1 protein-coding gene (running past one end of the window) is annotated in these 16,493 nt (G+C 61.6%); it reads left to right on the top strand.

The window, feature by feature from the left end; all coding sequences use genetic code 11:
- A protein-coding gene (locus tag IFO71_RS13840) for a CARDB domain-containing protein (protein WP_192030240.1) crosses the window boundary here: on the top strand, positions 1-16,493 show its 3' portion. It extends 13,177 nt beyond the left edge of the window; 16,493 of the gene's 29,670 nt are visible here — the last part of the coding sequence; its start codon lies beyond the left edge, outside the window; it ends in the stop codon at positions 16,491-16,493.

The following is a 16,493-nucleotide window of genomic DNA, read 5'->3' as shown; positions in this document are numbered from 1 at the left end:
ATGCTGCCTTCTGGTTAGTAGCGGGCTACCGTGCAGGCTCGCTCGAATTCGCACGGCTCGATCCGGTCACCGGCGCAATCAGCTCCTTGCCCTCAATGGAAGCTGATTGGCTGCCGAATCGTGCTGTTCAGTGGTTGCCTGACAGTCGTCGCTTTGTGCTTTCGGTCGCAGGACGCGTCGTGCTGGTGGATGCGGACTCCTTGCTGGTCGATGCTCACGTCTCCGACGAGGTCGTGGGCGAGGTCGTGGTATCGGCGCTCGATGGCACCCTGTTTTTCCTCACTGAGGACGCAGACGGGCGCCGCGGGTGGCGCTTTGACCCGCTGACCCGCAGCACCTCGGAGCTTGCGCTTGAGGGTATTGCCGGTCAGCTGTTGTCTGTTTCACCCTCGCGGCAACAGCTGGCGCTGAGTACCAGCGATGACGACGGACTGCTGCTCCTGCCAGTCAGTGGCGTGGGCGAAGGCGAGCTGATCTGGGAATCGGATGGGACGTCGTCGCCAGTTGCGCTGACCTGGCAGCCCTCCGGCCACCTTCTGCTGCAGCTGCATGATGGCAGCGCTGTGGTGATTGCGCCGGCCGGCACCTTCTGTGCGCGTGACGTGCTGGCGCATCAGGGAAACAATCTGTTACAGGCCTCCGCTGTCGGTTCCGCCGGACAGGAAGGCGCGGCATCCAGCGCCGTTTCTGTGTTCGGGCTGAATAGCACAGCGCAACTGGCTGACCTTGAGATCAGAGATGCCGATGTGCGGGTGGCACCCGCCGCTGGTACCGCCGGCGAGACCTATACCGCCTTCGTGACCATCCACAATCGAGGTAGGCTGGCGGCTGAGTTCGAACCCCTGCTGGCAACCGAGCTGATCGATCCTTCCGGTCGGCGCCGGGCATTGAGCGCAGAACACGCCGTCTCGTGGATCGAGCCGGGCGGCAGCGAGGCCATGGTGTTCCGCCTGGGCAGGCTCGATGAGGTTGGAACCTATCGCATTGAAGCGCTTGCCGACCCGCTGCAGGGTCTGCAGGAGCCACGCGAGGACAACAACCGTGCGCAGGCAGAATTTCTGGTCAGCTCGTCGGCGCGTCCGACGATCCAGGTGAGTCTGCAGCAGACCGCCGTGGCTGCCGATCAGCCGGCATTGGGCCAAATGATCGTGATCAACCCTGGAGACCGTTTCGACGGCCGGGTGGTGCTCAAATTGCTGGACGAGGAAGATGAGACCGTACTGAACATCTCCAACGACGAGCTGACAAGCATGCAGTTTGGTCAGCGTGTTTCACGCGATTGGCAGTTCAGCACGCGTGAGATTTTTGCCGGCGGCTATCGCGTCCAGGCCGAGTTGCTAGACCTGGCCGGACACGTGGTGGACGTCGACCGGGTGGAGGTACAGATCCTTCCCGGCGCGGTGCTCGAGCTTGGGCTCAGCGCGGACAGTGCGCGTTACTCAGTGGGCAGCGCCGTGCCCCTGGATCTTGATCTTCGCTATCTGCGCGGAAACACCCTGCTGAGCGGGGCTGAGCTGATATTGAGCGCCGTGCCCGAGGCTGGCCATGCACAGCCCATCTGGCGCGCGCGCCTGGGCGCCATGGCGCCTGGGTCTCGGGCAAGACGACAGATCACTTGGGTACCGAACGCGACTGGCGCGTACCAGGTCAGGTTGGAGTTCCAGTCTGACCAGCAGCAGCTGTCGCAGCGTTTGGATCTCGAGATCGACCCGGCCGGTGCGATCGAGACATTGCGCGGGGAACTTACCCTTGATCCGGGTTCGGAGTGGATTTTGGGCCGTGCAAGCCGGCTACAGACGCGCGTCAGCAACGAAACGGGCCATTTACAGTCTGCACAAGCCAGACTGCGCATCTTTAGCGATTCGCCGGTCACCCTGGTTCTTGAGCGCAGCTATGCGGTGGACCTCGCTGCGGGCGCGTCCTTCGAACCCGAGGCCCTCGATCTTGCTGAGCTCCCGCCACGTGCAGCCGCCTATCAAGCGCGGCTTGAGGCGCTGGATCCCCTCTCCGGCGCGTGGCGTCCGCTGGCCAGCCGCAATCTGCTCGCTGTTGACCGCGAGCCGCCGATGATCAATGTGTTGGCGCCCATGGTGAGCACCGCGCAGCGCACCCCGGTGGCTGCATTGGCTCGCGTGGTCGATCGCCACTCACGCGTGACAAGTGCACGCTATCAGGTCAATGAAGGCGCATGGAGTCAACTAACGGTCGGGCTCTCAGGCGATCAGGGTAGCAGCCTGTCGCAGCTTGCCGACGGCACTCACTCGTTGCGGGTACGAGCGTCCGATGAATGGGGTAACGAGGCGCTAAGTGAGCCCAGGCCATTCGTGGTGGATAACACGCCGCCGGTCATCGACCTCAGTGGTGTGGAAGCGGGCGCCCTCTACAACCGGCCTGTTCTGGCAGCAGCGAGCGCCAGTGACCTTCATCTACAGAGTCTGGCAGCTTGGCTCGACGGAGAGCCAGCGCCACTGCCGGTGCGCGTCGATCAGGAAGGTAGCCATACGCTGGAGCTGATTGCTGAGGACAGCGCTGGTAATCGCAGTCGCCGCGTCGTTGCCTTCACCATTGACACCGTGCCTCCGGCGCTGAGCTTCGTGAGCCCGGCAGACGATGTCGAGGTCGAGCAGGCTGAGCTGGCGGTGGCCATGCACACCGAACCCGGCGCGCGCGTCCGCCTCACACTCGATGGTCAGACCTTCAGCACAGATGCCGATACAGAAGGGAATGCGAGTTACCCACAGATTCCTCTGCGACTCGGGCCAAACCTGCTCTCGGCAGTGGCTGAGGACGCTGCCGGAAACCGTTCCGCGCCGGTGCTGCGTCAGGTGATTCGAACAAGCGGCGCGCAGATATCGGGGCATTTGCAGACCAGCGTCACTACCATCGGCCGTCACCAGCCGATCGGCTACACCGCGACGATCAGCAACGCGGACAGCGTTGACCGACAGGTAGAACTGCGTGTTCAGGGCTTCGCTGCGTCAGGGGAGCTGGCCTACTCAAGCCAGTGGAGCACCAACATACCCGCAGGTGCTCAGACTCAAAGGATTGAGCAAGACGTCAGCCTGTCGTCGCTGCTCGGTAGCGCCAGCTTGCACCTTGAACTCTCCGAACAAGGTGGATGGCGCAATCTTGCTTCTGCCAACGTGCAGATCGCCGATCGTGAGCCGCCCGCCGTGGTCATTCTGAACCCGTTGGCCTCAGCCATCGTGGCTCCGCCCGTCGTCATTGCGGCGTCGGCGCAAGACACCGACAGCCAGGTGGCGAGCGTGTTACATGCGCTGGGTACCGAATCGGGCACCGAGCTTGTGCTCGCTGCCGGTGGACACTTCACTGCGCAGCGAAGCGATTTGGCAGACGGCGTGCACAGCCTGAGGGTCTGGGCCGTGGATAGCGTCGGCAACGCGTCGACGCCAGTCAGCCGTTCTTTCACTGTGGATAGTCAACCACCGCAGATTCGCGTGCGAGGTGTCGAAGATGCGGCTCGCTATGCCCAGCCGGTATCGCCGGTAGTGGAGGTCAGCGATATTCATCTGAGCAGCCATGAGGTGTTGCTCGATGGAGAGCCGTTCGAGACCGGTTCGACGATCAGCACAAACGGCAGCCATCGGCTGACCGTGACCGCGCTCGACCTGGCCGGAAACAGTAGTAGCTTGCAGCTAAGCTTCGTCGTCGATACCCAGCCCCCTGGTCTGGTCGTCGTGAGCCCTCGCGAACAGCAGGAGATTCAGGCTGATTCGGTAAGCGTGGTGGGGATGACCGAGCCTGGTGCGCGGGTGGAACTGCAGGCTCAGGGCAGCGTGCTGTTCACCACTGCCAACGCGCAAGGTGAGTTTCAGTTCGATGCGGTTCCGCTGAGTGCCGGGCAGAATGTCCTGCGCTTGCAGGCCACCGACAGCGTTGGCCTGCAAAGTGAGTGGGTGGAGCGACAGGTGGTGCGGATCTCAGATCCTGATGCGACCATCTCAGCGCGAATCTGGGCGCAGCCTGCACAGATTCCCGCCGGCCAAGCGGCGCAGCTTCACCTGCAAGTTGAGAATGCGGCGCCAGCAGCAAGAATTGCCTATCCGTTTGCACTTCGGGTCGAGCAGGTGCAGTCCGGCAACGAAGTCTTTGCCGAGGATTTCGTGCAAGACCTCGATGGCGGATCGATCAGCGAAAGCCAGCGCGCGCTGCCCAGTGAGCCTTGGCAGCTGGGCCAGTATCGGGTCGCCCTGCTGGATCGCTCAGGTGCGGCGCCGCTTGAAATTGCATCGGCTCAGTTTGAGATTGTCGACACGGTGGCCCCGGTCGTTCAGTTCAGCGCTCCGGTCGAAGCCAGTTTCCATCGAGACACCGTCACCCTGACGCTGCTTGTCGATGAGGACGTCAGTGGAGTTGCCGAGGTGGAAGTCCGTGCCGGTAGCGCTGCCTGGGTCAGGGCCACTGATGCTGGCGATGGTCGGCAGTTCAACGCGACCCTGTCGGGCCTGCCCGAAGGCGCGCTTAGACTGCAAGCACGGGCGCTTGACGGAGCTGGCAATGGGTCATCTGTTGCGGAACGCAATGTTCAGATTGACCTCACCGCGCCGCTGATCTCGGTACAGGGCGTGGTTGCCGATGGGCTGTATGCCAGCCCCCGCAGTCTGACCATTTCGGCCAGCGACACCGCGCCGCTGCAGATCGTCGCACTGCTGAACGGTGAGCCCATAGAGCTGCAGTCGCAGGTGGAAGACGAGGGTGAACATCTGCTTGAGGTGATCGCCACGGACGCCGCCGGCAACTCGGCACAGACCGCGCTTAACTTCGAGATCGATCTGTCGGCGCCAGCGGTGCTGTTGGTATTGCCGGCCGCCGGCGTCGAGCTTACCCGCCCGCTCAGCAGCGTCGGTGGATCAACCGAACCGGACGCCATCGTCGAGTTGCACAGCGCGCTCAAATCGATGCAGATCCAGGCCGATGCCAACGGCCAGTTCCTGGTGGCGCGCTGGCCTTTTGCCATCGGCGACACCGAGCTGTCGGCGCAGGCAACCGATCGCGCCGGCAACATCGGGCCTGTTGCCATCCGATCGGTGCGTCGCGTGGCCGATCCATCGAGTCCGCTGGCGGGCTGGTTGCAGGCACCCTCGCGAGTCTTCGCCGGCGATGCGGTTGACGTGCAGATCAATCTTGAGAACACCGGTAGCGCTGCGCTCTCCGGTCTTCGCTATCGCCTGAATCAACAGCCCGCGCAACGTCCCGTTGAGCTGGCCGAAGAGGCCGTGCTCGACCTCGCTGCGGGCGCCAGCCATCAGCGCTTGGTGCGATTGAATTCGCACGAGTGGAATGCCGGAGCGGTGGCATTGCAACTCATGCTGCAAAGAGCGGACGGTAGCTGGGTGCAGCTCGATGCCGCCGAACTGCAGGTAGAGACCGCCGATATCAGCTTGGTGATTGATAGACCCGTGAACAACAGCATGCTGTACAGCGATAGGACTTCCATTCAAGGGCGAACGGCCGCCAGCGCGGAAGTCACGCTTTGGCGCGAAAGCCGCATTCCGGTGTCGGGGGTTATTCAGCGCGACGAGCTGGCCAGTCTTTATGCCGATGCCGCAGGTGGATTCGTGTTCCGCAACGTTGATCTTTACCCGGGCCAGAATCGCTTCGTGCTGCGTGCAGAAACCGCACAGGGCAGGCGCAGCCCTGAAGCTCTGCTGGGCGTGATGCGACCTGAGCGGCCACCGGAAATTCCGGCCACGAGCTTCGCTTGGCTGATCATGCTGGCAGGGCTGGTTGCCGCCAGTGTGGCGCTGCGTGCGCGCCGTCGCGGCCTCGCGCTGCTGACCCCATTGATGGCGATTGCGCTGTTGCTGGGTGCGTACTCTCCGCCGCTAAGGGCTGGGGTCAGTCCCGCGCTTGAAGCTCTGCTGCGAGGCGAGGAAACCGCAGGCTATGTGGCGAAAGCCCAGGCTGACGGAAAATCCGCTGGGGAGCAGCCATCGTATGAGTGGCATCCACCGACCGATCCGCGATTGAGCTTCTCCGAGGAGCTTGATCGCTTTGTCGCTCACTGGCAGCCCGGTACCAAGTCAGTCCTGCCGCTGGAGGGCCTGCGAGCGCAACGCGCTTTGGCTGAATTGGCATTCGATCAGGACGCCAAAGCACTGGATCAATGGGGCGCGTCGGCGGCGGCGCGTGCGCGTTTGGCGCAGGCGCGTCAACAATGGTTGGCCGAGGCGGACGATACATTGCGACGTCTTGCAGACGAAGGTTCGTCAACGTCGGTGATAAGTGCTCTGCGCAAGAAGCGCTCCGTAACGAATCGTCCCAATGTCTTTGGCAATCAAAGCCTGCCGGTATTTCAACCGCAGACGCTGATTGCCGCACCGCGCAGCTCGCCGATCATTGCACCGGTCTACGCCAATGGCGCCACCGATCCGGAACCGCGCGCCGAGGATTATCTTGGCTCGGGCGATGCCCCCCTGAGCGAGGCGGTACTGGCCAAGGCCGCTTCACTAGAATTCAACTACCTGCGCATCATCGACTTTGTTCGCACCGAGATTCGCACCCAATGGTATGCCGGAGCGCAGAAGGCGGCTGAGGGCACGCTGGAAACTGGCGCCGGTAACGATGTCGATCAGGCCAGTCTGCTTGCCGCTTTGCTGCGAGCGTCGGGTGTTGCGGTGCGCTACGAGCATGGCGTGGTGCGCGTGCCGCAGGCGGATCTGGCCCAGCAGTTGGGTGTCGAGCCTAGCGAAGTCGGTGCAGGCCTGGCCGCCGCTGGCCTTGCGCACGAACCGGTCGTGGCGGGTGGCAGAGTACGCGCCTACGACATCGAACACACCTGGCTCGCGGCGCGTATCCCGGTGGGTGTCTATCGCGGCAACGCCGCCAGCCAGGATGAACTGACCTGGCTGCCCCTGATGCCTGCGCTGAAGCCGGCTGAATTCGTTGCCCAGCCGTCGTTGCTGCAGCAGGCGCAGATCGATGCCAGTGGCTTTGTGCACGATTACTTGCAAGGCGCGGGCGTCGAGGCGCCGCTGACCGAGTTGCGCCAGGGTTTGATCGACTACTTCCTGCAACTCACACCGCCCACCGATCCCGACTTGCACCGCCCGATTCACCACAACGCGGCGGTGGCGCTGCAGGCCGCACCCTCTGGCACGCCCTATGTCGTGCAACGAGTATTCGCCGAGTCGGCGCAACTTGATGATATGTTCCGTCAGCACCTGCGGATCGTCATCCGCGCGTCCAGCGACGGGGCGCCGCTGCTGCAGGTCGAGCTTCCTCTCAGCGCGCTGAATCGCAAGGAGATTGCGATCCAGTTCCAGGCCGCGGCGGTTGAAGATCAGGCCTTGATCAACGCCGCAGTGAGTCTGCATGACGTTCCGCTTTACCTCCTGCAACTGCGCCCCGTGCTACTGGTAGACGGCCGCCCGGTTGAAGTCGGCGAGGGTACGATTTGGGCTGGCGAGTCGGTGGAGTTCGCAGTGGAGTCGCTGATCGGCGATACCCCGCTCGCGTCTGCTCAGCAGACGCTGCTGGCCGGCGGAGTGGCAGCATTGCGCGTCGATGCGCAAAACGATGCTGCGGTCTTGGTTGATCCCGAGCAAGCCCTGCCGGCAGATGCCGCAGGTCAGGCTTCGCGCGTGCTTAACCAGTTTCTTGCGCGATATCTGAGCGAATGGAATGCGGCAGACCAGGACCTGGCCGACTTCACCGCCACACGCATCATTCGGCCACTTCCCAGCCTGGCCCTGGCGATTCCGCAGTACGAGATCGAGCGCAGCCTCGACTTACCGCAGCGCTTCCACTTCCACGGCGTGGCCCTCGATGCCATGGCCCGGCCCCAGGTGCCGGTCGCCCTGGCTTTGGGCGCCAACCCGCAGGACTTCATTCGGCTTTCTGCTTTGCAAGGTAGCGCGCTCGAACACCAGGTGTTCGAGTCGCAATGGGGCGTGGAAAGCATCTCGGCTGACAAGGGCCTGCGCCTCTCCGCCGAACAGGGCGTTTCACTGATCGAGCTGCGCGGCGCCGCCGATCTCGCCGCCCTTGCCGCGCATCCACAGTCGGTACGTGACGCCATCGAACCCTGGCTGCGCCGCGGTTACCAGGTGAAGGCACCCGCGATTCCGCTCTCACTGCAGTCCTGGCGCGGCTCGGTCTGGATAGTGGAAGCACCCGACGCAGAAGGATTCGGCTACTTCATCAGCGGAGGCTACGCCGGTGGTGTGACCATCACACCGCCAAGCTTGTGGCTATTTAGCGAATTGGCGGCGTTGATCGCTGAGCCTTATGCGCCGCTGCCCAATCAGGATCCTTTGGCTGCGGCGATAGTACAGATTGATCGGGGTTCCAGCGTGCAGTTTGGAACGGTCGGCCAACGCCTTCCGGCCGATCTGGCGGCCAGAGTGCTGGATCGGCATGGGCGGCCGGTAGAAGGGGCTGCCGTTACTTTTTCACGTTTGGAGGGCAGTCTGCGCCTCGGGGAAACACCATCAGCAGATGCCAGTGCTGCAGTCGCGTTGACAGACGCTCGCGGAATCGCCTACATGCCGGCTTGGCTTGCGGAAGCGACGAACGGGCTTGGCAACTACATTTTGCGCTCAGAACGCGAGTTCGCCGACCGCGCAAGCTACAGCAGGACGGGTGCCAGCGTAGTCGCCTATGACGGTGAAGTGAGTTCTGATGCGTCGTTCTACGCATACGGTTTCCCTGATGAGCCGGCTCAGTTCACCATGGGCCTTGGGTCGGACTATCTGTTCCTTTTCGACAACTCCGGCCAGATTCCGCCAACAGATTCAGACTCCTATCCGCATTCAATCTTTCTGCACACGTCGTTTGCGGGGCAGATCCCGGTGGCGCTGTATGCGTTGGACAGATTTGGCAACCCGGTCGCGAACGCATCCATTAAGGTTGAAGTGAGAGATCATCTCGCCGACTGCCCGGGCGCTGGCGGCGGTCGCGCCAGTCTGTTGATAGAGCCTTCCCAGTGCCCCATGCCTCGCTACTCGACCAGTGTCCCCGCATGCGCAAGCCCGACTGTCCAGGTGACCAGCAAGCACTGGGGGGCACTGGTTCATCTGGCCCCTAGATATTCGGCCCTAAGCCACCTTCGTCTTGTGGTTAGCATCGAGGATGGCCCCACCGCCACGTTCGGCCGGAACGGCTATGTAGGACGGAATGGTACCCATTGCAGTGCGCGATTGTCGGGATTGCTGCTGGCAACGCAGTGGGCAACCACCGTGCTGGGAGACGAGGCGCAGGGGAAGGGCTTCATTTATGCGAGGCAACTGGAGGAAGGGTGGTACGGTAACTACGCAGACGACTTCACCAAGATTGATGCCGTTCGTCCGGGTAGCCTATTCCCTGAGCCACGAAGAATTCAGATTGGCTATCTGCGAAGCGAGGGCGCTCATCTGGTAGAGGAGTCATGCACGTTCTTCGGACAGAGCACAGATCTCCGGATTTTCGAACTGGAGCACGGTGTCGCCGAATCCGTACGAAAATTGAGCTCATGCGTCTGGGAGTACGATCTTCGAGGCCAATCCCTCGGTGAGATCGAGGGAATGTTCGGATTCGTCGGATCGCAGCCAGGTGAGACTAGGGGAATGGCTGTGGTTTTTGAGTTACTCAAGAGCTGGGTCATCGACCTGATGCCTCCTGAACTCAGCCCGCAACCGCTGGCCCTCGATCCGCTGCAGTACACCACGAGCCCACTCAGGGCTGAGCTGCGGATTCAGCAGGCGAGTCAACACCTTCGGCCCTACACCGCCCATTCCGCCCAGTGGGAGACCAATGTCGATCCCCGCGATCGCTGTTTGCAACTGGGTGCCAGGGATCGGGCCTCTTGTTTGCTGTTCACCCGCCAACGACTCGATGCAGAGTCTCCAATCGAGATCCGTACGCGAATCAATGTGGGCACCAAGTTCGAAATGGTGTCCGAGCCTGCGACAGTAGAGCTGACGGGAAAGGCCCTGATAGGCCATCGCGTGCTGAACGCTGCTGAACAAACGCCAGAACTGGACAATTTTGTTCCGCAATCACGCTCTGAACCTGTTTACATGAGCTTCGAGGCTGACGTGGCAGCCGAACACGTCTGCGAACACGGTACGCGTTTGGCTGTCGCAATTGGAACTACGGCAGACCTATCGGTTTCGATCCACCAGATCGGAGACAGCAGCGCGGAGGTTCTCAGCTGGTTGCCGCAAGCTCGTCGAAACGCAGGAGTGCATACGCTCAACCTGCGGCCGATGCAGCTTCCCATGGGCGCGTACGAGTATACGGTTCGCGCACTGAGCGATGACGGCACCGTCGAACACTACACAGGAAAGTTCTTCAACCAGCTAACGCGACGCGACACCACGTCCTTGGCCCACAGCTTTGTCAAAGGGGTTGATTTGTTCGATGGGCATGCAGTCATCAGCCGAGAGGACTTGTCGCTCGGTGGCCGGGGGCCTGGGCTGAAGTTGTCGCGATCATACAGCAGTCACCAAGGAAACTTGCTGCAACTCCTTGGGAATGGTTGGTTCAGTGATTTGGAGTCTGAACTACAGGTTGATGGATGCGGCGTGCACACCGTGGTGGGTGGGGCGGGCCAGGGGCAACGATTCGTTGCCGACCACTACGACGAAGCGCAAGGCCGTACGATCTATCGCGCACTCGGAGGCTACCATGGCACGCTGCGCCAGCTGACTGCCGGCCAGTTTGAATTTGTATCACCGGACGGCACGGTGTACGCATACGGCGATAGCGATCGGCCCTTGCTCGGCTATCGACTGGTGAAGATCGAAGATCCCAACGGCAATCGAGTTGACTACCACTACGAGCAACTCGGTGGCGTATGGGTTGTGTCGCGAATAGGCGAAACAAGTGGTAGAGAGCTGCTGCTCCAGCATGAAGTCAGACTGATCAACCGAACCGGTGGGTCTGGCGCGATAGTTTCAAGCGTACGACGCCCCATGCTCACAAGACTGGTGATGCCGGAAGGCAGGGAGCGTCGATACAGCTACGACGGTTGGGGCAACTTGATCAAGGTCGAACTGGCATCCAGCGACGGCAGTGGAGTCACTGACATCGAACAATACGAGTATGAGGACTTTGGCGGTTCTCAGTTGCTTGAGCCGGATGGCGATCGGCGCTTTGTGGTCTTTGGATTTCGGCTTACCGATGTGGTGCGACCGGTTGAGTCGACGCGCCAGGCTTATGAATACGAGGAGGCCTGGAACGCACTGGAGCCCGAGCCTGGTGAACTCATGCTGGTTCCCGAGCTGCGCGTGGTTCGCTTTGAGGAAGCCGATGAAGGCGACATCCGCTTCGCCTATCAAGGGCTGCGTGGGCGAGACCCTTTGCGGGTGGTAGTCAGAGATGCACGCTCGCACTCTACAACTTATCACTTGAATCGATACGGAGGCGTCGAGCAGGTTGTGGATCCGGCGGGTACGACGACCACAGTATGGAACCTCCTGCATCAGAAGCCGGCTCAAGTCACCGATGCCGAAGGCACGGTTGTTGCCTATGAGTATGATGATGCGGGCAACAAGATCAGCGAAGTTCGAAGTGAAGCAGGCAGGAGCTACTCTCGAACTTGGGAATTCGTTCCTGAGGCCGCCTTCAGGCAAGCAAACGGCGAATCGCTGCCCATTCGAAATCGACCGTTGCGCTATGTTGATCAACGTCAGATCGCTACCACCTACAGCTACGACCCGCGTGGCAACCTGCTCGGTGTCAGCCGCGGAGACTCCAGCGAGATCTACGTCGTCGCGAGCAACGGCGATCGTCGCTCATCCAGCAATGCGCTGCTGCATGAAACGTTGCATTCGTACGACGAGTACGGACATGAAGTTTCCCAGCGGGATGAGATCGGGCTTCGTTGGAAGGCTCGCTACAACGATCTGAGTGAGCAAGTTGAGCTGCAGGATGGGGCACTCAGGAAGACTACATTTGAGTACGACCTTCGTGGACGTCGCACTCTGGTGCGCTATCCGGGGACGGCCGATCAGTCGCAAGCCGGGTCTGATCAAGAATCGACACAGTACATCGACGCCCAGCGCCTGATCCGCCACACCGATCCCAACGGTATCGTCCACGAAACCCGCTTCGACGAGATGGGGCGGGTCATCGAAGAGACGCAGGCGGTGGGCACGCAGGTTGAACGCGCCCGTCGTTTCACCTACGACAAGAACGGCAATCAGACCAGCAGTACCGATTGGCGCGGTAACCCTACTACCTATGTCTACGACGCAGCCAACCGTCTGGTCGAGAAGCTCGAGCCCTTGGGGCGCAAGACGGTCTACACGCACGACGCTCTCGGCCACGTGTTAACTGAATCGATTACCGATGAGAGCAACAGCGAAGCGCCGCCGCGCGTTGTTGAATACGAGTACGAGGCACCCAACTACTGGCGAACCAAGGTCGCGCGGGTAGCCGAAGGGCAGCGCTACGAATCGCGCTTCGAGTATGACAACAACGGCAATGTCACGCTGGAAGTCGATGCGGAGGGTAACCGCACTGAGCACAGCTACGATGACCGCGATCGTCGGGCGCAAACACGTGCCCCTGAGGGACGTGTGGTCGACTACGTTTACGATGCCGCCGATCAGAAGCGCTTCGAAACGCTGAGTTCAGCCGACGACCCTGAGTTCGTTCCGCAGCAGCGCGAGTGGCGCTATGATCCGCGCGGTCGCCTTGTGGCTAGCCTCGACGGCGAGGGCAATCAGACCAGTTTCGAGTTCGACGAAGCCAATAATCAGATCGGCCGAACGGATCCATCGGGTGGATACTGGACAACGGAGTACGATCGACGGGATAGAGTGATTGCGGAGCGGGGCCCTGAAGAAGGCCAGGAATCCAAGTACACCCTGGATTCAAACGGCAACCGTGTCCTGATTGCATCGCCCGACGGCCGCCAACTGAGCCAATCTTTCGACGCACTCAATCGCATCACTCTCATCGAAGACCAACTCGGTGTTGTCGGCCAAACTGCCTACGACGCCGATGATCACGTCACTTTGCAAGTCGATGCGCTCAATCGCGCCACCCACTCGCAGTGGGATGCGCTCGGCCGCGAGACTGAGCGTCGCCTACCGGCCACCGACGCCGGTCAGCGGGTGATGAACTGGAGCTACGATGCCATTGGCAACACGCTTACCGAAACCGATGCCGAGCGTCATGTCACCACACACGGCTACGACGCCTTCAACCGCCGCATCTCGACGACCGGGCCGCCGGTACCTGAGGCCAGCGAAGGGCATGAGCGTCGGTTCGCCTATGACGGCAACGACAATCTCACTGAGCAAACCGATGCACGCGGCATCGTCACCACCCTCAGCTACGATGGCTTGAAGCGTCGCAGCGAGGAGCGGGTAGCGCTGGATAGTGAACACTACAGCCAGCGCTGGCGCTATGACGTGGCCGGCAATGTGCTGGAAGCCGTGGACCGGGCCGGCGAGCGCACGCAGCAAAGCTACGATCGCAATAACCGACCACTTGTCACCCAGCGCCTATCGGCCGAGGGCGCCAGCTCGCGGCTGGAAGTCACCACCGAAACCCGCACCTACGACGCCGCCGGACGGTTGCTTACCTCAGCCGACGCACTGGGGCGCACCACCAGCTACACCTATGACCTGGCTGGCCGCCGTCTGTCCGAGCAGCGCCCGCTGGGCTATCACCGCCAATGGACCTACACGCCCTTCGATCAGGTGGAAACCGAAACCGATGCTGACGGCATCGAGCTGGCCTATCGCTACGATGTGCGCCAGCGCCGCATCGAGCAAGAGGATGCTCGCGGCCAAGTCACCGAGTACGGCTACGACGCGGTAGGCAATCGCACATCGACCACGCTGCCCGACGCAAGCCACCCCTGGGCATTCGAGTACGATGCGGCCAATCAACTGGCCGCCGTGATCAGCCCGAGCGGACACCGCACCGAATACAGCTACACGCGCGACGGCCTGCGCCGCCAGATTCGCGATGCCGAGCAGCACAACACCCAGTTCAGCTACGACGCCGAGCATCGGCTTAGCGGCCAGTCCTGGCCGGACGGCAAGGTCATCAGTTTCGAATACGATGGCAACGGCAATCGGGTTCAGCAGCACTTCGAGGGTCGGCAAGTCGATGTCGACTACGATGCGCTGAATCGACCGCTGAGCCGCCACTACACCGCCGGCAGCACCGACTTCACTGACAACGAGCAACCCACTGCTGTCAGCCTCGACTACGACGGCAATGGCCGCGTGTTGACTGAGCGTCAGTCGCGCGTCAGTGGCGCCACCGATCGCAGTCAACGGTGGGATGCCTTGGGCCGCTTGACCAGCGACAACGACCCCCTCGGTCTGCAATCCACCTGGAGTTACGACGCCGTCGGCAATCGCCTGAGGCGAGAAGACGTCGGTGGCATCACCGATTTCACGCCCGATACCCTGAATCGGGTGATTGCGGTGAACCCACGTCAAGGCCAGGCGCTCGGTCTTGACTACACGGCGGCCGGTCGCCTGAAGGAAATCAACGGTCCCCATGCCGAAAGCGAATACCGCTACGACGATCTTGGTCGACTCGACACCCTGATCCACCGACAAAGTGGCATGCAGGTCGCAAGCTATGTGTACACCTACGATGCCCGCGGCAACCGACTCACCGAAACCCTCAGCAGCGGCGGTACGACGCGACTCACCACCTACGTCTATGACGATGACGATCGCCTTACCGAGGTTCACACACCCGAGCAAGATACGGTCTACACCCTGGATGCGGTTGGCAATCGCAAGACCGAGCGCGTGACTGATGCCGGCACTCAGGTGCTGACGGCCAATATCAGCTACACCTACAACGACCGCGACCAGCTCACCGAGCGTCGCGACGCGGTCAGCGGCATCACCACCACCTACACCTACGACCCCTACGGCAACCTTGCCAGCGAAACCGAAGGCGGGCAGACCCGCGAGTTCCGCCACAACGTTGAAGATCGGCTCGCCACCCTCAGCCTGCAAGGCGCCCCCCCAGGCCAAACCACCCGCTATCGCTACGACGCCCGCGGCCTGCGCATCGAAAAGCGCGACGCCCTCAGCGCCACCCGCTTCGGCTACGACCAAGGCCAGCTCCGCCTTGAAACAAACGTTCTAGGCAACCCGCAACAAGTCTACGAATACGCCGCCGGCCATACGCTCAGCCAACGCTCTCATGTGGGCGGCCAGAGCATCCAGTTCCTCCACGACGCCCAACGATCACCCGTGCGGCTCATTAATGCCGATGGCAGCACTGCCGGCAGCACCCGATTTGATGCTTGGGGCGTGAGGCAGACCAGCACTGGGCTGCAGTCGAATGTTGGGTATACCGGCTATTACCACGACAGCGAAAGCGGCCTGAATTATGCGAAGGCGCGGTATCAGTTGCCGGGGGTGGGGCGGTTCCTGCAGGTGGATCCGTGGGAGGGGGATACGCAGCGGCCGATTACGCTGAACAAGTACCTGTATGCGAATGGGAATCCGCTGACGTTTGTTGATCCGGATGGGCGGCAGTCCATCGAGATTGACGTCACGTCTTGTGCGGAGGATGGCAGCTGTACGACAGCGCCAACGGCTGGGGGTGCGTTGCCGTTCTTGAGTCCGGCGCAGATGCGGACACCTGAACAAGCGAGTGCGTTGTTGGAAGCGCAAGCTCGCATGCGGCTGTTTGCCGGAGGCGATGCGAACGCGCCAATGGTCGCCCAGCCATTGCTGGCCAGCGGAGCGGGGCGCTTTAGACGCCCATACATCGAACACGGATCGTCTCCGCTGCTGTCATCAATGCAGTCCAGCGCTGATCTCGATCGGGCGTTGGATTTTGAACCCAACATTTCCTTGTATGGTCGGACGACGGAAGTTGCCGGAGAGCTTGCTTTTCATTCCTTGCCTCCTGTGGCTGTGGCGAGTGGCGTGCACACGATGGCCACCGCTGAAGGTGGATGGCAGTTTGCTGGTGGCGCGCTTGAAGCCGGCATGGGACTGCTTCCGATGGGCGTTGTGGCCCGCGCAGAGTACGTAACATGGCGAAGTGAACGCGCGGCTCTGCGTATCTCGCAGCAGAGCAAGCCGGTAGTTGTGATCGAGAGCACAGAAGGTGGTGCAGCAGTCCATGTGAAAAACGCAGGGGCACCTACGGTTGCCTCTACTAACGAAGGACCTGTCAAATTCCGCCCGCCACCGAACGCTACTCCCGAGGAAATCGCACAGGTCCGCGCATACTGTGAAGGCTGTAATACGGCACTCGCACAAGGAGAGCTTTCAACTACAGGACGTGTTTCAACCAAGGGCGCACTTCGCCAAGAGGCTTCGCGCGCTGCTGCCAGAGAACGGGCGCGTGCGGAAGCGGCGGGAGAGCCGTACCAAGGACATGCCGGGCACGTCCCAGATACGACATGGACTGGCAAGGCAGAGCCACCGAGTTGGGGAGATCTTAGCCCTCGGGTTAACACAAGTCTTGGTGGGCAGGCTGGGCAGTATCCGGTAGGCTACAAGCCAACAATCTTCGAGTTCATTGAAGATTTGGAGAGGTTACAGTGA

The sequence above is a fragment of the Pseudomarimonas arenosa genome, assembly GCF_014841215.1.
Lineage (GTDB): Bacteria > Pseudomonadota > Gammaproteobacteria > Xanthomonadales > Xanthomonadaceae > Pseudomarimonas > Pseudomarimonas arenosa.
This window is presented reverse-complemented; position numbering and strand designations above follow the sequence as displayed.